At 67.8% G+C, this 23,753-nt stretch carries 24 protein-coding genes; 10 read left to right on the top strand and 14 right to left on the bottom strand.

Annotated features, from left to right (window positions below):
- The first annotated feature begins 129 nt into the window (after positions 1–129).
- Entirely contained in the window at positions 130–762 is a 633-nt protein-coding gene (locus ACFC06_RS15300; RefSeq protein ID WP_375930710.1) for a hypothetical protein, read from the top strand.
- 108 nt (positions 763–870) lie between these two features.
- Here ACFC06_RS15300 and ACFC06_RS15305 read toward each other — a convergent pair whose 3' ends face one another.
- The 3 genes from ACFC06_RS15305 to ACFC06_RS15315 are packed head-to-tail and all read right to left on the bottom strand — an operon-like array spanning position 871 to position 3,362.
- Complete coding sequence (locus ACFC06_RS15305; RefSeq protein ID WP_375930713.1) at positions 871–1,152, bottom strand: CopG family ribbon-helix-helix protein; 282 nt, start codon at positions 1,150–1,152, stop codon at positions 871–873.
- Entirely contained in the window at positions 1,149–1,481 is a 333-nt protein-coding gene (locus tag ACFC06_RS15310) for a hypothetical protein (protein ID WP_375930716.1), read from the bottom strand. Before ACFC06_RS15310 ends, ACFC06_RS15305 begins: the two co-directional genes overlap by 4 nt.
- Positions 1,482–1,532: 51 nt before the next feature.
- A complete protein-coding gene (locus tag ACFC06_RS15315; protein ID WP_375930719.1) occupies positions 1,533–3,362 on the bottom strand; it encodes an acyl-CoA dehydrogenase in 1,830 nt (609 codons plus the stop codon).
- A 324-nt stretch (positions 3,363–3,686) separates the two neighbouring features.
- Here ACFC06_RS15315 and urtA point away from each other — a divergent pair, with 324 nt between their 5' ends.
- The 5 genes from urtA to urtE all read left to right on the top strand — a co-directional run bounded on the left by urtA (position 3,687) and on the right by urtE (position 8,609).
- Complete coding sequence (urtA, locus tag ACFC06_RS15320) at positions 3,687–4,937, top strand: urea ABC transporter substrate-binding protein (protein ID WP_375930722.1); 1,251 nt, start codon at positions 3,687–3,689, stop codon at positions 4,935–4,937.
- A 160-nt stretch (positions 4,938–5,097) separates the two neighbouring features.
- On the top strand, positions 5,098–5,982 hold the full coding sequence (urtB, locus tag ACFC06_RS15325) for an urea ABC transporter permease subunit UrtB (protein WP_375930725.1): 885 nt from the start codon (positions 5,098–5,100) through the stop codon (positions 5,980–5,982).
- Positions 5,979–7,118 (top strand): urea ABC transporter permease subunit UrtC, encoded by a 1,140-nt coding sequence (gene urtC / locus ACFC06_RS15330; RefSeq protein ID WP_375930728.1) that lies wholly within the window; start codon positions 5,979–5,981, stop codon positions 7,116–7,118. Before urtB ends, urtC begins: the two co-directional genes overlap by 4 nt.
- Positions 7,115–7,924 (top strand): urea ABC transporter ATP-binding protein UrtD, encoded by an 810-nt coding sequence (gene urtD / locus ACFC06_RS15335; RefSeq protein WP_375930731.1) that lies wholly within the window; start codon positions 7,115–7,117, stop codon positions 7,922–7,924. The genes urtC and urtD overlap by 4 nt, the downstream gene beginning before the upstream one ends.
- Positions 7,917–8,609, top strand: a complete 693-nt coding sequence (gene urtE / locus ACFC06_RS15340) for an urea ABC transporter ATP-binding subunit UrtE (RefSeq protein ID WP_375930734.1) — start codon at positions 7,917–7,919, stop codon at positions 8,607–8,609. The genes urtD and urtE overlap by 8 nt, the downstream gene beginning before the upstream one ends.
- 17 nt (positions 8,610–8,626) lie before the next feature.
- Here urtE and ACFC06_RS15345 read toward each other — a convergent pair whose 3' ends face one another.
- Complete coding sequence (locus tag ACFC06_RS15345; protein ID WP_375930737.1) at positions 8,627–9,511, bottom strand: nuclease-related domain-containing protein; 885 nt, start codon at positions 9,509–9,511, stop codon at positions 8,627–8,629.
- 200 nt (positions 9,512–9,711) lie between these two features.
- Between ACFC06_RS15345 and ACFC06_RS15350 the strand changes: the two genes are divergently transcribed.
- Both ACFC06_RS15350 and ACFC06_RS15355 read left to right on the top strand, forming a co-directional pair.
- Positions 9,712–10,257 (top strand): carboxymuconolactone decarboxylase family protein, encoded by a 546-nt coding sequence (locus ACFC06_RS15350; RefSeq protein WP_375930740.1) that lies wholly within the window; start codon positions 9,712–9,714, stop codon positions 10,255–10,257.
- 90 nt (positions 10,258–10,347) lie between these two features.
- Positions 10,348–10,725, top strand: a complete 378-nt coding sequence (locus ACFC06_RS15355; protein ID WP_375930743.1) for a VOC family protein — start codon at positions 10,348–10,350, stop codon at positions 10,723–10,725.
- Positions 10,726–10,728: 3 nt separating this feature from the next.
- Here ACFC06_RS15355 and ACFC06_RS15360 read toward each other — a convergent pair whose 3' ends face one another.
- Positions 10,729–11,121 carry a hypothetical protein gene (locus ACFC06_RS15360; RefSeq protein WP_375935511.1) on the bottom strand — a complete coding sequence of 131 codons (393 nt, stop codon included), beginning with the start codon at positions 11,119–11,121 and terminating at the stop codon, positions 10,729–10,731.
- 45 nt (positions 11,122–11,166) lie between these two features.
- Complete coding sequence (locus tag ACFC06_RS15365) at positions 11,167–11,994, bottom strand: NmrA family NAD(P)-binding protein (RefSeq protein ID WP_375930746.1); 828 nt, start codon at positions 11,992–11,994, stop codon at positions 11,167–11,169.
- A gap of 94 nt (positions 11,995–12,088) precedes the next feature.
- On the opposite strand from ACFC06_RS15365, the gene ACFC06_RS15370 reads away from it, so the two are divergent.
- A complete protein-coding gene (locus tag ACFC06_RS15370; RefSeq protein ID WP_375930749.1) occupies positions 12,089–12,487 on the top strand; it encodes a winged helix-turn-helix transcriptional regulator in 399 nt (132 codons plus the stop codon).
- Positions 12,488–12,491: 4 nt separating this feature from the next.
- On the opposite strand, the gene ACFC06_RS15375 is transcribed toward ACFC06_RS15370, so the two are convergent.
- The 4 genes from ACFC06_RS15375 to ACFC06_RS15390 form a co-directional block, all read right to left on the bottom strand.
- A complete protein-coding gene (locus ACFC06_RS15375; protein ID WP_375930751.1) occupies positions 12,492–13,190 on the bottom strand; it encodes a polysaccharide deacetylase family protein in 699 nt (232 codons plus the stop codon).
- Positions 13,191–13,213: 23 nt separating this feature from the next.
- Complete coding sequence (locus ACFC06_RS15380; RefSeq protein ID WP_375930754.1) at positions 13,214–13,684, bottom strand: L,D-transpeptidase; 471 nt, start codon at positions 13,682–13,684, stop codon at positions 13,214–13,216.
- Positions 13,685–13,887: 203 nt separating this feature from the next.
- The gene (lpdA, locus tag ACFC06_RS15385) at positions 13,888–15,291 is read right to left on the bottom strand and encodes a dihydrolipoyl dehydrogenase (RefSeq protein WP_375930757.1); all 1,404 of its coding nucleotides are present in this window, start codon (positions 15,289–15,291) and stop codon (positions 13,888–13,890) included.
- A gap of 30 nt (positions 15,292–15,321) precedes the next feature.
- Positions 15,322–16,344, bottom strand: a complete 1,023-nt coding sequence (locus ACFC06_RS15390) for a dipeptidase (RefSeq protein WP_375930760.1) — start codon at positions 16,342–16,344, stop codon at positions 15,322–15,324.
- 137 nt (positions 16,345–16,481) lie between these two features.
- Between ACFC06_RS15390 and ACFC06_RS15395 the strand changes: the two genes are divergently transcribed.
- Positions 16,482–17,012, top strand: coding sequence for a hypothetical protein (locus tag ACFC06_RS15395; protein WP_375930763.1), 531 nt, complete (start codon positions 16,482–16,484; stop codon positions 17,010–17,012).
- 1 nt (position 17,013) lies between these two features.
- On the opposite strand, the gene narI is transcribed toward ACFC06_RS15395, so the two are convergent.
- From narI to ACFC06_RS15415, 4 genes are read right to left on the bottom strand one after another with little or no spacing between them, the layout of a single operon-like run.
- The gene (gene narI / locus ACFC06_RS15400) at positions 17,014–17,745 is read right to left on the bottom strand and encodes a respiratory nitrate reductase subunit gamma (RefSeq protein ID WP_375935514.1); all 732 of its coding nucleotides are present in this window, start codon (positions 17,743–17,745) and stop codon (positions 17,014–17,016) included.
- Positions 17,736–18,413: a nitrate reductase molybdenum cofactor assembly chaperone gene (gene narJ / locus ACFC06_RS15405; RefSeq protein ID WP_375930766.1), complete on the bottom strand. Its 678-nt coding sequence runs from the start codon at positions 18,411–18,413 to the stop codon at positions 17,736–17,738. Before narJ ends, narI begins: the two co-directional genes overlap by 10 nt.
- Positions 18,410–20,059, bottom strand: coding sequence for a nitrate reductase subunit beta (narH, locus tag ACFC06_RS15410; RefSeq protein WP_375930769.1), 1,650 nt, complete (start codon positions 20,057–20,059; stop codon positions 18,410–18,412). The genes narJ and narH overlap by 4 nt, the downstream gene beginning before the upstream one ends.
- Positions 20,059–23,745 carry a nitrate reductase subunit alpha gene (locus tag ACFC06_RS15415; protein WP_375930772.1) on the bottom strand — a complete coding sequence of 1,229 codons (3,687 nt, stop codon included), beginning with the start codon at positions 23,743–23,745 and terminating at the stop codon, positions 20,059–20,061. The genes narH and ACFC06_RS15415 overlap by 1 nt, the downstream gene beginning before the upstream one ends.
- Positions 23,746–23,753 lie beyond the last annotated feature (8 nt).

Below are 23,753 nucleotides of genomic sequence, written 5' to 3' on the forward strand. Positions count from 1 at the left end.
CGACGCTGGAAACCATGACAGGACTTACCGGTAGGTATCCGGAATCCGTTGCGGGACTTGTCGGTACCCATTGCTAGCGTTTTCAAACGTGACGCAATCCAGCGTCCGTCAGACAACGGGGTTCACTTCATGAAGTTCAAGTCCTTCACCGCTGCTGCGCTGCTCACGGTGGCCGCACTCGGTGTCGCCGGGGGAACGAGTTACGCGGATCCGGCAGCCGCGCCCATCGCCTACCAGAACGTGGATCAGGGTGTGGCGTACGAGGTTTCGCAGACCGAGCGCGACGGCGCCGAGGTGGTGAGCGCGCGCCTGGACGGCGGCACCTTCACCCTGACCGCCGACTCCGTGGTGGTCACCGACCGCGCGGGCAAGCAGATCGCCGACCTGCCGCTCACCGTCGAGTTCGACGGAGGCGAGATGGCTCTGCAGCCACAGATCAGCGCCGACGGAACCCAGCTCACCGCGCAGCCGATCGGCCACTGGCGCACCACCTCGCCGAAGGACCGCAGCACCGAGGCGGGGGCGAGCATCGGCGCCGCGCTCGGCGGCATCGTCGGGCTGATCGTCGGCCTCGCGCTCGGCGTGGCCACCATGGGCCTGCTGCTGCCGATCACCCTGCCGCTCGGAATGATCATCGGCGTCGTCGGCGGCGCGGTGGCCGGCGGCGCACTGGGCGCGTCCATCCCCAATTCCGACGCCCCCGACCAGCGCGAATACGTCCCCACCTGCATCGAGGGCTACCGCCACACCTACTGCTACTGACCAGGCGGGCCGGCTCCGCGAATAGCGAGCCGGCCCCACCGAGGTTCAGAAGGATACCTCCGGTTCCGCGATCAAGTGAGGCCTCTCGCCTGACCGCAGCGAGAATGCTCAGGCGCCGAGCGGATGACGCGCCAAGTATTCGACCACCGCCCGGCGCAGAACATCGCTCGGCGTCGTCTCGGCCTCGTCGGCATAGGCAGTCAGACGCGCGTCCAGTTCCGCTGGGAGCCGCACAGTACGCACCGGGCTCTTCCCGCCGCGCGAACCCCCGACCGGTCGGCCAATCAGCAACTCAGGCCCCACCTCGATCGGACCGACAACCGCATAGTCACCGTTCTCGAATTCGGCCGCCATCGCTTCGTACTCTTCAGCACTTCGCTTCGCCATCATCCACTCTCCGTTCCACTGGATGTGCCACGCGGCGGCCGCTGCCGGGTGGCGGGTTGTAAAACTATCCCGGCCAGTGCGTGTATTTCGGCTGCCACTCTCGCCGTCAGCCTCATGGCGTGAAACACCTCCCAGGTAGCGTCCTCGACATTCTCTGCCACTACCTCGAGCCATGGCTCATTCTCCAACCGCCCGACGAACACGAACACCGCCGCATCGGGGTTCATCCTTGATGTCACCGCGTATCGCAGAGCCGGATACGAGATGATCGCGCGAATCTCGTCTTCCAGGATGCCGTGCTTCAACGCAGATTGGTTGATGAGGATCCGCACACTGGTAAGTGTAATACACTTACCAGTGTGGTGTCACTATTCCGTGAGCTCTCAGAAGGAGTCCTCCGGCATCGCCATGATGTCGGTGTCGAGGGTGGCGAGGATGGTCCTGGTGGCGGTGAGTTCGGGTAGGACGTTCTTGGCGAAGAAGCTCGCTACCGCCACCTTGCCCTGGTAGAACGGGCGTTCCTTGGCGGTGGCCTCGCCTGCCAGGGCCGCGGCGGCGACCTCGGCCTGCACGAGTAGCCGCCAGGCGATGAGCAGGTCGCCGACCGCCATCAGGAAGCGGACCGAGCCGAGGCCCACCTTGTACAGTTCGGCCGGTTCGTTCTGGCCCGCCATGGCGTAGCCGGTGAGGGTGGCGGCCATGGCGCCGATATCGGCCTGGGCGGTGCGCAGCAGGTCGCGCTCGGCGCCGAAGCGGCCGGTGTCGTTGTCCAGGAACGCGGTGATCTGCGCGTTGATGTGACCGAGGGCCGCGCCCCGGTCGCGAATGATCTTGCGGAAGAAGAAATCCTGGGCCTGGATCGCCGTGGTGCCCTCGTAGAGCGAGTCGATCTTCGCATCGCGGATGTACTGCTCGATCGGATAGTCCTGCAGGTAGCCCGAACCGCCGAAGGTCTGCAGGGATTCGGTGAGCAGCTGGTAGGCGCGCTCGGAACCCACACCCTTGACGATCGGCAGCAGCAGATCGTCGATCCGGTGCGCGAGCTCGGCGTCGGCACCCGAGACCAGTTCCGCCACATCGGCGTTCTGATGCGCGGCGGTGTAGAGGTACACCGCGCGCAGCCCCTCCGCGTACGCCTTCTGCGTCATCAGCGAGCGACGCACATCGGGATGGTGGGTGATGGTGACGCGCGGCGCCGCCTTGTCGGCCATCTGCGTGAGATCGGCGCCCTGCACGCGGGTCTTGGCGTATTCGAGCGCGTTGAGATACCCCGTGGACAGCGTGCCCGAGGACTTCACGCCCACCGTCATGCGCGCGTTCTCGATGACCTTGAACATCTGCGCGATGCCGTTGTGCACATCACCCACCAGCCAGCCCTTGGCGGGTACCTCGGTGCCGCCGAAGGTGAGCTCGCAGGTGGGCGAGGACTTGATCCCCATCTTGTGCTCGAGCCCGGTCACATAGGCGCCGTTGCGGTCGCCGAGCTCGAACGTCTCCGGGTCGAACAGAAATTTCGGCACGTAGAACAGCGAGAGGCCCTTGGTGCCGGGACCCGCGCCTTCGGGCCGGGCCAGCACCAGGTGGAAGACGTTCTCGGCCACCTCACCCACGTCACCGCCGGAGATGAACCGCTTCACACCCTCGATGTGCCACGAGCCGTCCGGCTGCGGCACCGCCTTGGTGCGGCCCGCGCCCACATCGGACCCTGCGTCCGGTTCGGTGAGCACCATGGTGCCCTGCCAGCCGCGCTCGAAGCCCCCGCGCGCCCAGCGCTGCTGCTCCTCGGTGCCGATCCCGTAGAGCACCGAACCCATGAGCGGGCCCATGTTGAAGAAGCTGGCGGCCGGGTTGGCGCAGATGACCAGTTCGTTGAGCGCCCACATGACCACATTCGGGGCCGGGGTGCCGTCCATCCCCTCGGGCATCCCGAGCCGGTACCAGCCCGCCTCGTGCACCGCCGCCACCGTCTTGCGGAGCGGTTCGGGCACGGAGATGTCGAAGGTTTCGGGCCGGAAGACCACCGGATCGCGGTCGGCGGCGGCGAAGGACTCCGCGATCGGCCCCTCGGCCAGCCTGCGCACCTCGTCGAGGATCTGGCGCACCGTGTCGGAGTCCAGGTCGCCGTAGGCGCCGGTGTCGAGGAGCTTGTCGAGGCTCAGCACCTCGAAGAGATTGAACTCGATGTCGCGCACGTTTGCCTTGTAGTGCCCCACTGGGGTCCTCCTCGAAAGACCTCGCGCGGCCCGTCGCCGCGCGGATACCGGCTGTTCGACGTCGTACGAATTGTTAGCGTGCCGCACCGGCAGCGGGCTACGCAACCGTAGGAAACACCCGTCCCCCCAGGCGGAGAGGAATTGTTCACACGGAGGAAACAGACGAAACGGGCACGTGATCGGGAGATATTCCGGTGCAACAAGTTCCCTCTACTGTTCCGACTCACGAATACAGCCGCTGTATACACCTCGGTGTACAGGCAGCGGCGGTGTTCGTTGTGGCGCGTCTGGCGTCGCCGTTACACCTGATGAGGAGAACCGCCCATGTCTCAATCCCGTTTGGTCAAGGCACTCACGGTGCCTGCCGCGGTGGCCGTAGCAGGCCTGTTGCTCACCGGTTGCGGTGCGCGTGACGACGCGTCCACCGATTCGGCCGCGGCCTCGTGCGTCGACACCAGCAAGGACACCATCAAGGTCGGTTCACTGCACTCGCTGTCGGGCACCATGGCCATTTCCGAAGTCACCGTGGCCAATTCGACCAAGCTGGCGATCGACCAGATCAACGCGGCGGGCGGCGTGCTCGGCAAGAAGATCGAGATCGTGCTGGAAGACGGCGCCTCCGACCCGAAGACCTTCGCCGAGAAGGCCGAGAAGCTGATCAGCTCCGACTGCGTCGCCGCGGTCTTCGGTGGCTGGACCTCGTCGAGCCGCAAGGCCATGAAGCCCAAGTTCGAGAGCCTGAACTCGCTGCTCTACTACCCCGTCCAGTACGAGGGCCTGGAAGACAGCAAGAACATCTTCTACACCGGCGCCACCACCAACCAGCAGATCGTGCCCGCGCTGGACTACCTGAAGCAGAAGGGCGTCACCTCGCTCTACCTGGTCGGCTCGGACTACGTCTTCCCGCAGACCGCCAACCGCGAGATCAAGGCCTACGCCGCGGCCAACGGGATCGAGATCAAGGGCGAGGACTACACCCCGCTGGGCTCCACCGATTTCTCCACCATCGTCAACAAGGTCCGTAATGCCAAGGCGGGCGCGGTGTTCAACACCCTCAATGGCGACTCGAACGTGGCGTTCTTCCGCGAGTACACCAACGCGGGCCTCAAGGCCGCCGACATGCCGGTGGTCTCGGTGTCGATCGCCGAGGAGGAGGTCGCCGGTATCGGCGCGCAGAACATCGCCGGACAGCTGACCGCCTGGAACTACTACCAGACCGTCGACTCCCCGGCGAACAAGAAGTTCGTCGCCGACTACAAGGCCGCCTTCGGCGCCGACAAGCCCACCTCGGACCCGATGGAAGCCGCCTACACCTCGGTCTACCTGTGGAAGAACACCGTGGAGAAGGCCAAGTCCTTCGCCGTGGCCGACGTGCAGGCCGCCGCGGACGGCGTGAGCTTCGACGCCCCCGAGGGCACCGTCACCATCGACGGCTCCAACCACCACATCACCAAGACCGCCCGCATCGGCGAGATCCGCCCGGACGGCCTGATCTACACGGTGTGGGACTCCGGCAAGGCGATCACCCCGGACCCGTACCTGAAGTCCTACGACTGGGCCAAGGGCTTGAAGTAGTTGTCGCGTGGCCGCGACGTGTTCGCGGCCCCAAAGGCTAACCGCCGACCGACCGACACCCGCGCCGAGGCGCATCGTCTCGGCCGGTCGGCGGCGAGCCGGCCGCGAACGGGCCTCCTCGAGGTCGGCCGCTCGTGGTCACCGATCGCAGGGAACTCACATGGATGTACTCATCGGCCAACTCTTCACCGGGTTGAGCCTCGGTTCGATTCTTCTACTCGCCGCGCTGGGCCTGGCGCTGACCTTCGGTCAGATGGGCGTCATCAATATGGCGCACGGCGAATTCATCATGGCGGGCTGTTATACGACCTACGTTGTGCAACAGGTCTTCTCGTCGGCGGGGGTCTCACTGATCGTGTCCCTGCTGCTGGGCTTCCTGGTCGGTGGCCTGCTCGGCGCCGCCCTGGAGATGGGCCTGATCCGGTACATGTACGACCGGCCGCTGGACACCCTGCTGGTCACCTTCGGTGTCGGCCTGGTGCTGCAACAGGCCGCGCGGGACATCTTCGGCGCACCGGCCAAGAACGTGCTGGTGCCCGAATGGCTCAGTGGCGGAATCACCATCGCGGGCGCGGTGGTGCCCAAGACCCGCATCTTCATCCTGGTGCTGGCGATCGTCGCGGTGACCGCGCTGGCCGCCGTCCTCAAGACCACTCCGATGGGCCGCCGCATCCGCGCGGTCGTGCAGAACCGCGGGCTGGCCGAAACCTCCGGGATCTCCTCACGTTTCACCGATATCAGCACGTTCTTCATCGGTTCCGGCCTGGCCGGTGTGGCCGGTGTGGCGCTGACGCTGATCGGCTCGACGAGTCCCACCATCGGGCAGAGCTACCTGATCGACGCGTTCCTGGTGGTCGTGATCGGTGGCCTCGGCCAGATCAAGGGCACGGTGATCGCGGCCTTCGCGCTGGGCCTGCTCAATTCCTTCATCGAATACTCGACCACGGCGTCGATCGCCAAGGTGATCGTGTTCGTGCTGATCGTCATCTTCCTGCAGGTGCGCCCGCAGGGCTTGTTCACCGTGCGCACGAGGAGCCTGGCATGAGTGCACTCACCGAACGTCTGCGCGCCTATCCCCGGCTGACCCCGCTCGCCGGGTTCGGCGTCGCCGCGATCCTGCTGTTCGCCGTCGCCCCGGCGGTGCTCAGCGACTTCCGGCTCAACCTGCTGGCCAAGTTCCTGTGCTTCGCCATCGTGGCCGCCGGTATCGGATTGGCCTGGGGCCGAGGCGGAATGCTCACCCTCGGTCAGGGCGTGTTCTTCGGCATCGGCGCCTACATCATGGCCATGCACATGCAGTTGGCCGACGCCGCGCGCCTGGGCAACGACGTGCCGGAGTTCATGGAGATCTCCGGGATCAGCGAGCTGCCGGGCTTCTGGCAGCCCTTCGCCTCGGGACCCGTGGCGATCATCGCCATCCTGGTACTGCCCGGCCTGGTGGCCGCGGTGCTCGGCTACGGCGTGTTCAAGCGCCGGGTGCGCGGTGCCTACTTCGCCATCCTGAGCCAGGCGCTGGCCGCGGCGCTGGCCATCCTGCTCACCGGTCAGCAGGCCATCGGTGGCTTCACCGGCCTGTCGGACTTCCGCGCGTTCTTCGGCTTCAAGCTCTCCGACCCGGTGAACCGGCAGATGCTGTTCTTCATAGCGGCGGGCACGCTGCTGGTGGTGGTGGCGCTGATCCGTCAGCTCAACCGCAGCCGCTACGGCGAACTGCTGGTGGCGGTGCGCGACGCGGAGGAGCGGGTGCGCTTCCTGGGCTACGACCCGGCCAATATCAAGATCGTGGCCTATGTGGTGGCGGCGTTCCTGGCCGGTATCGCCGGTGCGCTGTTCACCCCGATCGTCGGGATCATCTCCCCGGCCGATATCGGTGTCATCCCGTCGATCGCCTTCCTCATCGGCGTGGCGATCGGTGGCCGCACCACGTTGCTCGGCCCGGTTCTCGGCGCGATCGGCGTGGCCTGGGCGCAGACCTCGCTGTCGGAGTCGTTCCCGTCGGGCTGGACCTACATGCAGGGCATCCTGTTCATCGTGGTGGTCGGCTTCATCCCGGCCGGGCTGGCCGGACTGTGGCCGCTGCTGCGCGACCGGGTCCGCGCCCGGCGCGAGAGCACCGCGCCGCCGCCCACCGCGCCTGCCGAACCCGTCGTCGATACCGAGGAGAAGGTGGCCGCACGATGACCGCACCCACGCACGAACCCAAGGCCGGTGGCAATGCCGGCATGGACAGCGAATACCTCGAAATCCGTGGCCTGTCGGTGAGTTTCGACGGTTTCAAGGCCGTCACCGATGTCGACCTGACGGTGCTCCAGGGTGATCTGCGGTTCCTGATCGGCCCCAACGGCGCGGGCAAGACCACCCTCATCGACGCCATCACCGGCCTGGTCCCGGCCACCGGCTCGGCACAGAAGACCGGCACCGAGCTGCTCGGCAAGAAGGTGCATCAGATCGCCCGCCTCGGGGTGGGCCGCACCTTCCAGACCGCGAGTGTCTTCGAGCAGCTCAGTGTGTTGCAGAACCTCGATATCGCGGCGGGCGCGGGCCGTTCGGCGCTGTCGCTGCTGCGCACCCGCAAGTCGGTGCTGCCCAGCATCGAAGAGGCCCTGGAGACAACGGGTCTCACCGCGCTGCGCGACAAGCCCGCCGGTGTGCTCGCGCACGGGCAGAAGCAGTGGCTCGAGATCGGCATGCTGCTGGTGCAGAACGCCTCGGTGCTGCTGCTGGACGAACCCGTCGCGGGCATGAGCGCCGAGGAACGCGAGGAGACCGGAAACCTGTTGCGCCGCATCGGCGGTGACCGCGTGGTGATCGTCGTCGAGCACGACATGGACTTCATGCGGTCCTTCGCCACCTCGGTCAGCGTGCTGGCGGGCGGCAAGGTCCTCAGCGAGGGCAGTGTCGAACAGGTGCAGGCCGACCCGAAGGTGCAGGAGGTCTACCTCGGTACCGCCACTCTCGCCGCAGACAAGGAGTCCTCCGATGCTTGAACTCGTCGACGTCCATTCCGGCTACGGGCGCACCGAGGTCGTGCACGGTGTCAGCCTGACCGTCCCCGACGACAGCGTGGTCGCCATCATGGGCCACAACGGCGCGGGCAAGACCACCCTGCTGCGCACCGCCGTCGGCCTGCTGCCCACCAAGTCGGGCACCATCACCTTCGACGGCGAGAAGATCACCAAACTCTCACCCTCGCAACGGGTCAAGCGCGGCATCGCCTATGTGCCGCAGGGTCAGCAGAGCTTCGGCCAGCTCACCACCGCCGAGAACCTGCAGGTGGTGGCGGACGGCCGCAAGCGCGGCAAGGCGCTGATCGAGGAATCGCTGACGCTGTTCCCGGCGCTGCGTGATCTGCTCGGGCGCAAGGCCGGGCTGCTCTCGGGCGGGCAGCGTCAGCAGCTGGCCATCGCGCGGGCGCTGATCACCGAGCCCAAACTGCTCATCCTCGACGAGCCCACCGAGGGCATCCAGCCCTCCGTGGTGGCCGAGATCGAGCGCACGATCATCGAGCTGACCCAGCGCGGCGGGCTCAGTGTGCTGCTGGTCGAACAGCACATCGGCTTCGCGTTGCAGGCCGCCCAGCACTACTACGTGCTGCACTCCGGGCACGTCGGCTCCACCGGGACCGGCGGCGCGGGCGCGGAGTCCGCGGTGCGCGAGGCCATGGCCATCTGAGTCATGCCACCGGCCGCTCAGCAGCCGTTCTGGAACGGGAAACACTCCGCCGGGCGCTGGGTGGCCGGTGCCCGGGTGGTGGTGCTCTGCGAGGTCTCCGACACCGGCCGCGGATGCGGCGGATCGCGCAGCACGGCGAGCACCACCATCACCAGCACCACCAGCACCCCGAGCACCGCGGCCGCGAACACGGCCAGCCCGGCCCGTTTCCCGCGCGCGCCGTGTTCGACCGGCGGCGGCGCCATCACCGGCGCGGCGAATCGGCCGGGCGCCGGGATCGGGTGCTCCTGCGGGCGGTTCTCCTCGAAGCCCGCCTCGGCCAGCTCGGCCGCGCTCGGCGCGAGGGCCGCCAGACCCAGCGCCGAACAGGTGTTGCGCACCCGGTCGATGGTCCATTCGCGCGGGCCCGCGGAGAAGCCCTCCAGGTAGATGCGCAGCTCGTGGGCGTCGACGGTATTGGCGACCAGCACGTCGAGGCCGGGCCGCAGCGCGGTGCGCGCCGGGCGCACCACCACGCCCCGATACGGCACCAGCACCACCGCCCCGCACACGTGCCTGCTGTCCTGCAGCGCCTGTTCCAGCGCCACCCGCACCGCGTGCACGCCGTGTTCGAGCCGGTCGGTGAGACCGCTGGACGGCTCGGCGTCCAGGTCCAGCGGGCTGTCGCTGATCGTCCACGCGCCGTCCCCGCCGACCGCGAGCAGTCCGCTCTGCCGCCGCCGGAAGCCCTTGACCTCGATCACGGTGATCCCGCGCGGGGTCACGACCACCGCGCCCAGCCTGCGATCACCCACCCGGCAGTCGACCAGGGCGAGCCCCGTGCTCGGAAAGGCGCGCAGGCATTCGACGAACTCCCGCTCGGCGCCGGAGAGCTCCGCCTCCGGCCTGATCCGAACCAGCATCCCGATGTTTCCCCTACCAGTGCCGCGACCTGACACCGCCGCTGCGCGCTGCGGTACACCGATCATGACGCGCAACTGTTCCGAAAACCACTGGAACCCAAAGAAAACCAGGTCCGCGTCCGCACTCGCCTCCGCGACGCACTACCGGCGAGTACGCTGCGGCAGTGCCGGGCGACGACGAGCAGACAGGTGGACACGAGATGGCTTCAGCGTCCCTACCACGCATTTCCCCGGGCCGGTTCGGCGAACTGGGCCCGATCAACTGGGTTGTCTGGCAGGTTCTTTCGCGGGCATCGGGCACCGACGACGCGCATCTGTTCAGCACCCTCGGCCGCACCGGCGGCCTGTTCCGCGGCTGGCTGCATTTCTCCGGCAAGCTCATGCCCGGCGGCCGGTTGCGCCGCGCCGAGGCCGAGCTGGTCATCCTGCGGGTGGCCCATCTGCGCGCCTGCGACTACGAGACCGACCACCATCGCCGTCTCGGCCGCAAGGCGGGACTCACCGCCGAGGAGATCGAGCGGGTCGCCGCTGGTCCGGAGGCACCGGGCTGGACCGACCGGCAGCGGGCACTGCTCGTCGCGGTGGATCAGCTGGTGACCAGCCGCGATATCGACGACGCCGGGTGGGCCGGGCTGGCCGCGCAGTTCGACGAGCGGCTGCTGATCGAGATCGTGCTGCTGATCAACCAGTACGAGGGGCTGGCCGCCACCATCACGACGCTGCGGATCGCGCGCGACACCTTCTGATGTGACCCAGGTCATAGAGCGGCAGGCCGGAAAAGCTCCCAGAGTTTCAGGCGTACAACGTACGGAGTTCATCGCCACCGAGGAGAGCCCATGCAGATCACCGCTTCCGCCATCTCGCTCAATGTCGCCGATCCGCAGGCCTCGGCACGGTTCCTGAGCGAGCATCTCGGCTTCACCGAGCAGATGGCCGCCGACGGATTCGTCTCGCTGGCCAGGGCCGATGCCGGAATGAACGTCATCTTCCTGCGCACCGGCCTGGCCAGTTTCAAGCCGGCGCGGATCGCGGGCGGCGCGGGCGAGGGCCTGCTGGTGGTGTTCACCGTCGCCGATATCGACGCCGAGTACGAGCGGCTGCGCGGGGAGGGCGTGCCGATCGAGACGCCCATCGAGACCGAGGAGTGGGGCGAGCGCTACTTCCAGATGACCGACCCCAACGGGGTCGTCATCCAGCTCGTCCAGTGGGTGTAGCGCTCAGCGCCGCGCGACGCGCAGCGCCGCGACGACCAGCGGGATCTGCAGCGGCAGCCGGGCCAGCACACCGGCCTTGAACACCGGCGAGGCCTTCGGGTTGCCGACGACGTCGACCGCCATCTGGATATTGGCCGGGAAGACGCCGACGAACAGGCCCGCGGCCAGCCAGCCACCGAGGCGGCGGGTGCGCGGCACCGCCAGGGCCGTCGCCACGCCGACCTCGGCGACGCCGGAGGCGTAGGTGTAGGTACGGGCCTCGCCGGGCAGCTTCGGGGGCACGATGCCGTCGAACAGTTTCGGTGCGATGAAGTGCAGGGCGCCGACGAAGAACAGCAGGCCGCTCAGCCAGGAATGGACGCGGCTCCGGGGCGATTCATTGCTCACCCGGCCCAGCCTAGCCGCTGGCACCGCGTCCATCCCCGGCCCGCGAGCGGGCCCTCAGGCCCCGAGGACGGCGGCGGCCGGGGTGGCCGGGCGGCCAAGCAGGGCGGCCAGGTCGCCGGTGGTGACCTCGAGGAAGCCCTTGGCGGTGCCCGTGTCGGCGTCGGCCAGTACCGCGGCGTGGTCGGCGTCGAGGCCCGCGTCACGCAGGACGGCGGCGTAATCGTCCTCGGCGAGGTTCTCGTAGCGGACGCCCGCGCCGATCGCGGCGGCGATCTCCGGGCCGGTCAGCGCCTGGTCACCACCCAGTTCGTAGACGCGGCCCGCGTGCCCGTCACCGGTGAGGACGCGGGCGGCGGCCGCGGCGTAGTCGGCGCGGGCGGCACCGGAGATGCGGCCCTCGCCCAGCGCGCCACGCAGCACACCCGTGGCCGCTGCCGCCGCGGCAGCGCCCGCGAGGTTCTCCCAGTACCAGCTGTTGCGCAGCAGCACGGTGGGCACTGACGCGGTGGCCAGCACCTCCTCGGTGCCGCGATGTTCGGCCGCCAGGATCATCGGGTTCTCCTCGGCGCGGGGGATGCTGGTGTAGGCCAGCAGTTCGACACCCGCGCGCTCGGCGGCGCGAAGGACATTGGTGTGCTGGGCGATGCGCGCGCCGAATTCGTTGCCCGAGATCAGCAGCACCCGGTCGACACCGGCCAGTGCCGCATCGAGGGCGGCCGGGTCGTCGTAGGACGCCTGCCGGATCTCGGCACCGCGGGCGGCCAGGTCGGCGACCTTGGACGGGTCGCGCACGATCGCCACCGGCCGCTCCCCCGCCTCGATCAGCGCCTCCACGACGAGCCTGCCGAGCTGTCCACTGGCTCCGGTCACTGCGACGGTCATTGCTACCTCCACTGCTCTACTTTTCTCATGCACTAACTATTAGTTAGCACTATGCCTTCAGTGGGTACTTCGGTCAAGTGAGTACGATGTGGGCATGAGCGAGCGCGTCGAGGAGTCCGATCCCGGACTGGAGGCCGATGTCTTCGCCCGCGATTGCGCGTCGCGACCGGTCCTGCACAACGTCACCGGGCGGTGGGGTGTGCTCGCCCTGGTCGCCCTGCGCGAGGGCCCCTACCGGTTCAGCGCGCTGCGCCGCCGGGTCGAGGGTGTGAGCGAACGCATGCTCTCGCAGACCCTCCAGGCCCTCGAACGCGACGGCATGGTGCATCGCGCAGTGCTCGAGGCCATTCCGCCGCGCGTGGAATACACCCTCACCGAGCTCGGCGCCGAGGTCGCCGAGCGCCTGGAGGCCCTGATCGTGGTGCTGGAGTCCAATATCGACGCCATCACGGCGGCACAGGCGGCCTATCAGCCGCGCCACGCCGCCGAGTAGGCGCTCATCCCGCGGCGAGCAGGCCGGAGACGGTGGTGAAGCGGTAGCCCTGGGCGCGCAGGCCGGTCACGATGTCGGCGAGGGCGTCGACGCCGGTGGTGCCGTGCATGACGTGCAGCAGGATGATCGAGCCGGGCCGGGTGTTCGCCAGGGTGTCGGCGACGACGGCCTCGCGGCTCGCGGCACCGGCCGAATCGGGCTCGACATCCCAGGTCACCGAGGTGCGGTCGTGGTCGGCCAGGTAGTGCGGCAACGTCCACAGTTTCTTGCCGTAGGGCGGACGGAAGGTGATCGGGCCCTGGAATCCGGTGCGGCGGATCTCGGCGTCGGTGTTCTCGATCTCGGCGCGCACGGTGTCCTCGGAGACGAAGATCATCCGGCGATGCGAATAGGAGTGGTTGCCGATCTCGTGGCCGGCCGCCGCGATGGCCGCACCGTATTCGGGATGCGCGGCCAGGTCACCACCGACCAGGTAGAAGGTTGCCGAGACCTGCAGATCGGCGAGAGTGCGCAGGATTTCGGGAGTGCGCGCGGTCGGCCCGTCGTCGAAGGTGAGGGCGACCAGCTTCTCGTTCGTCTCGACCCGATCCACCAGCCGCCCCGCGACCTGATACGTCCGCGAATTCATCAGCACATACAGCCCGGCGCAGACCGCCACCACCACGACGACACCGACGACCGCACCGATCAACCACTTACGCACACTGCTGTATACCGCAGATCGGGCTAGGGGATCACCTGGGTGATGTCGCCCGGGTTCAGATAGTCGAAGAAGCGGTGGGCGCCGTCCTCGGTCATTCGGACGCAACCGTGCGATTTCGAGTCGACCGGGCCCACGTGGAAGGCCATGTCACCGTTGAAGAAGGTGGCCCAGCGCATCGGGGCATTGTGCATGGTGCTCCAGTGGAATTCGCGCTTGAACGAAATCCGGGTCACCGCGGGCGGGGTCTCGAATCCGGCCATTCCGTGCGAGATCGGCGTGGGGCCGAAGATCACGCGGCCGTTGTCCACCAGCCAGGCCTCGTTCGTCGACAGCCGCATGCACGCCCTGGCCTCCACCACGGGGCACGGCGACGCCGTCGGAACGACCGAGGGCACGCCCGGAATGTCGGGCCCACCGGGGAAAAGGGGTTCGGCCATCGCGGGCGCCATGGTGCCGAATCCGGCCACCGCGACCAGCGCCGCCACACGTGCCATCACACCGAGAATGCGCATCGGGTACTTGCCTCTCTGTACTCACGAGATCAGGTCAAGCGACTATCAAGCGAAAGAAAGAGCTGTCCAGAATCATGGGCTATGGAACGCGATTCACCAAATCAACGCCCGTAATTTGGCCGAAAAGAAATACACGACGAAGGGGCGGCCGCAATGCGACCGCCCCTTTCGGTGTCTTCGTCCACTCAGAAGTTGATCATGTGGCCGGCGAGGCCGTGGATCGCTTCCTGGAGCGCTTCGCTCAGCGTCGGGTGGGTGTGGACGTTGCGCGCGAGCTCGTTGACGGTGAGGTCCCACTTCTGGGCCAGGGTCAGCTCGGGCAGCAGCTCGGAGACATCCGGGCCGATCAGGTGGCCGCCGATGAGCTCGCCGTGGGTCTTGTCGGCGATGAGCTTGACGAAACCGGTGGGGTCGGCCAGGCCGTGGGCCTTGCCGTTGGCGGTGAACGGGAAGGTCGCGACCTTCACGTCGTAGCCCTCGTCGCGGGCCTGCTCCTCGGTGAGACCGAAGCTGGCGACCTGCGGCTGGCAGAAGGTGGCGCGCGGCATCATCCGGTAGTCGCCCAGGGTCAGCGTCTCGGCGCCGCCGATGGTCTCCGCGGCCACCACGCCCTGCGCCTCGGCCACGTGGGCCAGCTGCAGCTTGGCGGTGACGTCACCGATCGCGTAGATGTGCGGCACGTTCGTGCGCATGTACTCGTCGATCTCGATGGCGCCACGGTTGGTGAGCGCGACACCGGTGGTCTCCAGGCCGTAGCCCTCGACGCGGGGCGCGAAGCCGACGGCCTGCAGCACCTTGTCGACGGTGACGGTCTCGACCGAACCGGAGGCGTTGTCCTTGATCTGGACGGTGACCTTGGAGCCGTCGTCGTCGATCGTCTGCACGGCCGCACCGGTGGTGATGGTGATGCCGAGCTTCTTGTACTGCTTGGTGATCTCCTTGGAGACGTCCTCGTCCTCGTTGGGCAGCGCCCGGTCGAGGAACTCGACGATCCGCACGTCGACGCCGTAGTTCTTGAGAACGTAGGCGAACTCCATGCCGATCGCGCCCGCGCCCACGATGAGGATCGACCCGGGCAGATCGCGGGTGAGGATCTGCTCCTCGTAGGTCACCACGTTCTCGGAGAGCTGGGTGCCCGGCAGCAGCTTGGTGGTGGTGCCGGTGGCGATGATGACGTTGTCGAAGGTGACCGTCTCCACGCCGCCCTTGGTCAGGGCCACATCGAGCGAGTTCGGGCCGGTGAAGGTGCCCAGACCGTCGAACTCGTCGATCTTGTTCTTCTTCATCAGGAAGTGCACGCCCTTGACGCGCCCGTCGGCCACCTTGCGGCTGCGGTCGAAGGCGGCGCCGAAGTCGAAGACGACCTCACCGGAGATGCCGAAGGTCTTGGCTTCCTTGTGGAAAATGTGGGCCAGTTCGGCGTTGCGCAGCAGTGCCTTGGACGGGATGCAGCCCACGTTCAGGCACACGCCACCCCAGTATTTCTGCTCGACAATCGCTGTTCGCAGGCCGAGTTGAGCGGCACGGATCGCGGCGACATATCCGCCGGGACCAGCGCCGAGAACGACGACATCGTAGTGGGAAGTCACGTCACCGAGCCTAACTCTGTTTCGGAGAGTTCACCCACCCGTCCCCCACTTCGGTGAGATGCCGTCCGCCTTCCGTGATGACCGTCGGGCCCGCCAGACCTGGGTGGCGACGCGGGCGAAGTTGCCGCCGAAGAGGGCGGCGCGCTCGTCGGGCGTGAAGCCTCGGTCGGCGAGCTGGGTGTCGAGCCCGGGGACGTCGGATTCGCCGAGGAGGTCCTCGGGTGGGGTCCACTGCAAAGGACCCCACTTCGTGTACACCTCCGAGAACGCCTCGGGCGTATCGCGGATCTCGTCGTTGAACTGCCGGCCGTCGAACGAGTAGTCCGAGCCGATGCCGATGTGGTCGATGCCGACCAGGTCGACGCCGTAGCGGATGTGGTCGGCCATGGCGGCGACCCGGGCGGCGCGATCCTCGGGGGCGTTGTGCCCCAGGAAGATTCCGACGCCGTTGATGCCGATGACACCGCCGGTCGCGGCACAGGCGCGCGCCTGGTCGTCGGTGATATTGCGCGGATGTTCCCACAGCGCGGCGAAATTGGAATGGCTGTAGATCATGGGGACGGCGGTGTGGGTGGACAGGTCGAGGCCGGTGCGGCGCGAGCAGTGCGAGCCGTCGGCGAACATGCCGACCTCGTTGAGCTTGCGCACCAGGTCTTTTCCGTATCCGGTGAGGCCCGTGTCCTCGGAGTCGAGACACCCGCAGCCCGCCGGGTTGGCGTGGTTGTAGGTGGGTGCCAGGGAGCGCACGCCCAGGGAGTAGAACAGTTCGACATTGTCGAGATCGCCGTCGAGCGGTGCGGAGTCCTCGAGGTCGAAGGCCAGCGTGAGGACGTCGGGGTCGCTGATCCGATCGGCCGTCCCGACCAGCCGAAACCGGGGGTCGTCGGCGGCCTCGGCCCGGAACTGGTGCAGCAGCGCCAGCGAATCGGCCTTGCGCTGCGGTGAGTAGCCCACATTCACCGACAGATAGGACCCGAGCGGGTACCTGGCCAGTTCCGCGATCCTGGCCGTGTGCCGCAGCGGCAGACAGCAGTGCTGCTCCCAGAGGAACACCCCGCACCTCCGTTTCCTCGTCCGTGACCCGCGATCCTACGTTTCGCAACGGACCCGGTACCGGATCGACGCTAACGCGATGTCGCGTCCGATCGATCCAGTAAATGACTCCATCTCCTGCTCGAAGGCGGTGCGACATGCGTCGCTTGCTGATCCTGCTCGCCTCGCTCGCGCTCGGCGCGGGCCTGTGGACCGCGCCCGCCGCGGCCGCGCCCGTCTCCTGCGGACTCACCTGGGGTTCGCTCGACAAGTCGGCGCCCACCTATGCCCGTGCCACCGTCACCGATGTCCGCGCGGGCAGGCACGACTGCTTCGACCGGCTGGTCGTCGACCTCAGTGGTCCGGTCGGCGGCTACCACGTCAGCTATGTCGGCACGGTCACCCAGGACGGCTCCGGGCAGGTGGTCCCGCTGCGCGGCGGCGCCTTCCTGCACGTGACGGTCCAGGCACCCGCCTACGACGACGCGGGCAAGGCCACCTTCCGTCCCGCGCGGCCCGGCGAAGTGGTGGACGTGGCAGGCTACCAGACCTTCCGGCAGGTCGCCTGGGCCGGATCGTTCGAGGGCAGAACGGGTTTCGGGCTCGGCGTGCGTGCCCGGCTGCCGTTCCGGGTGCTGGTGCTGGAGAACCCGGCCCGCCTGGTGGTGGATGTGGCGCACGCCTGGTGACTCACCAGCCCTGCCGTTGCGGCCGCGAGCCGACCAGTTCGTCCGGCTTGGCGGTCTGGCGCGACCGGTAGACGACGTAGGGCCGGTAGAAGTAGCTCAGCGGCGCGCTGAAGGCGTGCACCAGCCGGGTGAACGGCCACAGCGCGAACAGCGTGAGCGCGATCATCACGTGGATGTGGAACGACAGCGGCGCCTGGGCCATCAGGTCACCGCGCGGTTGCAGGATCCAGATCGAGCGGAACCACGGCGACACCGTCTCGCGGTAGTTGTGTTCCGGACCGATCGCGCCCGAGCCGATCAGGGTGGTCGCCAGGCCGGTCACCAGCGCGCAGACCAGCACCAGATACATGATCTTGTCGTTGAGCGTGGTGGCGGTGAACACCGGGCCGTTGCGGCGGCGCCGGTAGATCAGCAGGGCGATGCCGGTGAGGGTGGCCACGCCCGCGATGCCGCCCAGCACGAGGGCCTGGATGTGGTAGACGTGCTGGCTGATGCCGATGGCATCGGTCCACGACGCCGGGATGACCAGGCCGATGACGTGGCCGAGGATCACCACCAGCATCCCGTAGTGGAACAGCGGGCTGGCGATGCGCAGCACCTTGCTCTCGTAGAGCTGCGAGGAGCGGGTGGTCCAGCCGAATTTGTCGTAGCGGTAGCGCCACCAGGTGCCGACGATCAGGATCGCCAGGCTCACGTAGGGGATGATGTCCCAGAAGATCTCGCTCACCGAAATCCTTTCGCTACAGCGGGTTCCCGGTCGGTCGTGCGGCGTGGTGGCACCGTGAGGGTGAAGGGAGCCAGGCCGACGGCCTCGGCGGGCGGTCCGGCGTCCACCAGCCTGCGGGCCCAGCCGAGGTCCTCGTCGGTGGCGGGTGGCAGGGTGGCGACCACGGCGGCGAGCACCGGCGCGTAGCGCGAACCCTCGTCGGCCAGCGCCAGCCCGATGGCGTGGACGGCCCGCCGGTAGGCGGCGAGCAGCGCGGCACCGGCGACCGGATCGACGGTGGCCGCGAATTCGAGGACGACCGGAAGATGGTCGGGCACTTCGTTGTCCGGCGGGGTCACGCCCGCGGCCCGATAGGCCTCGGTGAAGGCCAGCATGGCCATGCCGCGATTGCGGGTGTCGCCGTCGGTCCAGTAGGTGAGCAGCAGGGTCGCGCGCCTGCGCAGGTCGAAGGTGTCGACGTAGTCGCGCGCCGCCACCACCTCCGACATCCCACGCAGTTCGGCGGCCACGGCCAGTAGCGGCCTGGCCCGGTCGGCGGGCAGGTGGGCGCACAGTTGCCCGACGAGGTCGAGCCGCGCGGCCTGCCCGTCGTCGGGATAGGCCAGCAGCAGCGACGCCGCCTGCCAGGTCAGCCGGTGTTCGGCGGTCCGGCGGGCCGCGCGTCCGCGCATCATCGGCGCCCGCCCGGGAACATGCCCTCGGGGGCGCCCTTGCCGTCCCAGTTCAGCAGGTTGACCCGCGGCGGCTGACCGGCACCGGCCGACTCGCTGGTCTGCCGCTGTTTGAGCGCGTGGAAGGTCTCCACCGCCACCGGGATGGGCTTGCCGCTGGTCTCACCGAACGGCCCGGACGCCTGGTCGTACATGCCGGGCCCGCCGTCGAAATCGAGCGCGCAGTCGGCGACGGATTCCTCCAGTTGATGACCCTGGTCGGCATAGGCCGACGGAATCACGTACCGCTCTTCGATTTTCGCCAGTGCGAGCAGCCGGTACATGCGATACATCTGCTCCTCGGTCATCCCGACAGCGGCCGGAATGTGTTCCTGCGGTTCGCGTCCGAGGTTGATATCGCGCATGTAGGACCGCATGGCGGCCAGCTTGCGCAGCACCACGGCGACCGCTTCGGTATCGCCGGCGGTGAACAATCCCGCGAGATATTCCAAGGGAATACGCAAGGACTCCAGGGCGCCGAACAGATTGCCGACATCCTCGCCGTCGTGACCGTCACGGGCGACCGCGTCCACGACCGGTGACAGCGGCGGGATGTACCAGACCATCGGCATGGTGCGGTATTCCGGATGCAGGGGCAGCGCGACGCGGAAGTCTTTGATCAGCGCGTGAATCGGTGATCTCTGCGCCGCCTCGATCCAGCTGTCCGGAATTCCGGAGGCCCGTGCGCCCGCGACCACTTCCGGATCGGCCGGGTCGAGCAGGATATCGGTCTGGGCGCGGTAGAGGTCGCGGTCGTCGGGGACGGAGGCGGCGTCGAGCACCTTGTCCACGTCGTAGAAGATCAGGCCGATATAGCGCAACCGGCCCACGCAGGTCTCCGCGCACACCGTCGGCAGCCCGACCTCCACGCGCGGATAGCAGAACGTGCATTTCTCGGCTTTGCCGGTCTTGTGGTTGAAATAGACCTTCTTGTACGGGCATCCGGAGATGCACATGCGCCAGCCCCGGCACTTGTCCTGGTCGACGAGCACGATGCCGTCCTCGGTGCGCTTGTACATCGCGCCCGAAGGACAGGAGGCGACACACGCCGGATTCAGGCAGTGCTCGCAGATGCGCGGCAGATAGAACATGAAGGTCTGCTCGAGTTCGGCCTTGACCTTCTCGCTGACCTGCGCGAGCACCGGGTCGCCGGGCACGATCTCCGGGGAGCCCGCCAGGTCGTCGTCCCAGTTGGCCGACCAGCTGATCTTCATCCGATCGCCGGTGAGCAGGCTGCGCGGCGCGGCGACCGGGATCTGGTCGCTGAGCGGGGCATTGATCAGGTTCTCGTAGTCGTAGGTCCACGGCTCGTAGTAGTCGGACATGGCGGGCATCTTCGGATTGGCGAAGATATTGGCCAGCTTGGCGAAGCGGTCACCGCCGCGCAGCCGCAGCCTGCCCTTCTTCAGCGTCCAGCCGCCGCGCCATTTCTCCTGATCCTCGTAGGTGCGCGGATAGCCCTGTCCCGGACGGGTTTCCACATTGTTGAACCAGACGTACTCGGTGCCGGTGCGATTGGTCCAGGCCTGCTTGCAGGTCACCGAACAGGTGTGGCAGCCGATGCATTTGTCCAGGTTCATCACCATCGCCAACTGCGCCATGACTTTCATCAGTACGTCACCTCCTGGCTGCGGCGACGGACCACGGTCACTTCGTCGCGCTGATTTCCGGTCGGGCCGAGATAGTTGAACGCGAAGGAGGTCTGGGCGTAACCGCCCGCCAGGTGGGTGGGTTTGATGAGCAGCTGGGTGAGCGAATTGTGGATGCCGCCACGGGTTCCCGTGGTTTCCGCGAGCGGGACGTCGATGGTGCGTTCCTGGGCGTGATACACGTACACCACCCCGCGCGGCATCCGCTGGGAGACGATGGCGCGGCAGACCAGCACACCGTTGCGGTTCACCGCTTCGACCCAGTCGTTGTCGCGCACGCCGATCTCCTCGGCGTCGCCGGGGCTCATCCACATGGTCGGGCCGCCGCGCGAGAGCGAGAGCATCAGCAGATTGTCCTGGTATTCGGAATGGATGGACCATTTCGAATGCGGGGTGAGGTAGCGCAGGGTCAGGCCGACACCGTCGCGGCGCTCGCCGATCCCGGGCTCACCGTAGAGCTTGGCCATGTCCAGCGGCGGGCGGTAGACGGGCAGCGCCTCACCGAGTTCCTCGAGCCAGTCGTGGTCGACATAGAAATGCATGCGGCCGGTGAGGGTGTGGAAGGGCTTGAGGTATTCGATGTTCTGGGTGAACGGGGCGTAGCGTCGGCCGCCGGTCTCGCTGCCGGACCATTCCGGGCTGGTGATCACCGGCACCGGCCGGGATTGCGTTTCCGCGAACGAGATCCGCCGCTCCTCGCTGCCCTCGGCGAGTTTCACCATATAGCGTCCGGTGCGCCGGTCGAGCTCCTCGAATCCGGCCACCGAGAGCCTGCCGTTGGTGGCGCCGGAGAGCATGAGAATGGTCTCGGCCATCTTCTCCGCCGAGTCCAGTGCCGGACGCCCTTCCGCCACTCCGGAATTCATGACCCCGTGCAGATGGCTGAGTTCGAGGACTTCCTGGTCGGGAAACACCGTGACGCCCTTGGTGGTGAGTCCGGCCTGTTCCACCAGCGGGCCGAGCGCGGCCCATTTCTCGGCGACCGCCGCGTAGTCGCGTTCGACCACCTTCAGCGGACCCATCGTCTTGCCGGGCACCGGCACCTCGCCGGTGGTCTGCCAATTCGACTGGGTGCCATGGGGATAGGCCATCGCGCCGGGGGTGTCGTGCTGGAGGGTGCCGAGGACGACATCGGTGCGGGTACCCAGGTGCTTGGCCGCCATAGCCGAGAACGCGCGGATGATCGTGCCGAAAGCGTCGAAATCGGAACGGGTTTCCCACGGTGGGTCGATGGCGGCGGTGAAGGCGTTCATGAACGGGTGCATATCGGTGCTGGACAGGTCGGCCTTCTCGTACCAGGTCGCCGCGGGCAGCACGATATCGGAGAACAGGGTGGTGGAGGTCATCCGGAAGTCGATGGACATGAGCAGGTCGAGCTTGCCCTCGGGGACCGGATCGGGCGAGATCACGTCGACCGGGCGCTGCGCGGGTGCGGCGAGGTCGTTGCGGACATTCGACCGGGCGCCGAGCAGGTGTTTCAGGAAATACTCGTTGCCCTTCGACGACGAACCCAGCAGATTGGACCGCCACACATTGAGCACCCGCGGCCAGTTCTGCGGAGCGTCGGGGTCCTGCACCGCGAATCGCAGTTTCCCGCTGTGCAATTGATCGACGGTGTAGGCCACCGGATCGGCGCCCGCCGCTTTCGCCTCCTCGGCCAATTCCAGTGAGGAGCGGTCGAACTGGGGGAAGAACGGGGTCCAGCCCATCGCGACGGCCGAGCTCAGCACGTCCATGGTGTGCTTGTCGCGGAACAGGCCGCGGCCGGTGGGGGCGGCCAGGACATCGGCGCGGTAGCCGTCGTAGCGCCACTGGTCGGTGTGGGCGTACCAGTAGGAGGTGCCCGCCATCAGGCGCGGCGGGCGCGACCAGTCGGTGCCCATGGCCACGGTGGTCCAGCCGGTCACCGGCCTGCACTTCTCCTGGCCGACGTAATGGGCCCAGCCGCCGCCGTTGCGGCCCATCGAGCCGGTGAGCAGCAGCAACGCCAGGATGGCGCGATAGGTGGCGTCGCCGTGGAACCACTGGCAGATGCCCGCGCCCATGATGATCATGCTGCGGCCACCGGAATCGACGGCGTTGTCGGCGAATTCGCGCGCGATCCGGATGACCTGCTCGCCGGAGACGCCGGTGATGGGTTCCTGCCAGGCGGGGGTGCCGGGCGAGTCGGGATCGGTGTAGCCGCTGGGCCAGTGTCCGGGCAGGCCCGGCCGGGCGACGCCGTACTGGGCCAGCATCAGGTCGAAGACCGTGCACACCCGGCGCCCGGCGATCACCCGCACCGGGACACCGCGCTCGATCGTCTCGCCGTGCCCGTCGACGGTGTCGAAGCGCGGCAGCGTCACCACCGCGCTGTCGCCGCCGGCGACATCGGCCACGGTCAGCGCGGGTTGCAGGTCACCGAGGTCGAGATTCCACTTGCCCACGCCCTGCTCACCGAAGCGGAAGCCGAGCGAGCCGTGCGGAATCGCGGCCGCGCCGGTGACGCTGTCGAGCAGGGCGGGTTTGAAGGCGGCGTTCTCGGAGGTGTCGCCGAGGTCGGCGGCGGTGAGGTTCTTGCCGGGGACCAGGCGGCCGTCGCGGTCTTCCAGGCTGATCAGGAAGGGCAGGTCGGTGAACTGGCGGACGTAGTCGACGAAGAACGGTTCGCGCCTGCGCACGAAGTACTCCGTCGCGATGACGTGCCCCATCGCCATGGCCAGCGCGCCGTCGGTGCCCGCCGCGCACGGCATCCACTCGTCGGCGAACTTGGTGTTGTCGGCGTAGTCGGGGCTCACGGTGACGACCTTGGTGCCGCGATAGCGCACCTCGGCCATCCAGTGCGCGTCGGGCGTGCGCGTCACCGGGACGTTGGAACCCCACATGAGCAGGTACGACGCGTCCCACCAGTCGCCGGATTCGGGGACGTCGGTCTGGTCGCCGAAGACCTGCGGGGAGGCCACCGGCAGGTCGGCGTACCAGTCGTAGAAGGAGGTCATCACGCCGCCGAGCAGTTCCACGAAGCGCGAGCCCGCGGCGAAGGACACCATGGACATGGCCGGGATGGGTGAGAAGCCGGCGATGCGGTCGGGGCCGTACTCCTTGATGGTGTGCACGTGCGCGGCGGCGATCATCTCCACCGCCTCGTCCCAGCTCACCCGCACCAATCCGCCCATCCCCCTGGCCTTCTGGTACCTGCGGCGGCGCTCGGGATCGGACTGGATGTCGGCCCAGGCCAGTACCGGGTCGCGCAGCCGGGACCTGGCCTCGCGATACATCTCCACCAGCAGGCCGCGCGCGTACGGGTAGCGCACCCGGGTGGGCGAGTAGGTGTACCAGGAGAAGGCGGCGCCGCGCGGGCAGCCGCGCGGTTCGTAGCCGGGGCGGTCGGCACCGGCGGAGGGATAGTCGACGTCCTGGGTCTCCCAGGTGATGATGTCGTCCTTGACGTAGACCTTCCACGAGCACGAGCCGGTGCAGTTCACCCCGTGCGTCGAGCGCACCACCTTGTCGTGGCTCCACCGGTTGCGATAGAAGATGTCGCCCTCGCGGCCACCGGCGCGGGTGACGGTGCGCCCGTCGGGCGATTCCACGCCGGGAGTGAAGAACCGGCCGCTGCGGACCAGCAGGTTCTCCACCGGTCCGCCGATATGCGCTTCGGGTGCCACTGCGTCTC

Source organism: Nocardia sp. NPDC056064, assembly GCF_042266925.1.
Taxonomy (GTDB): Bacteria; Actinomycetota; Actinomycetes; order Mycobacteriales; family Mycobacteriaceae; genus Nocardia.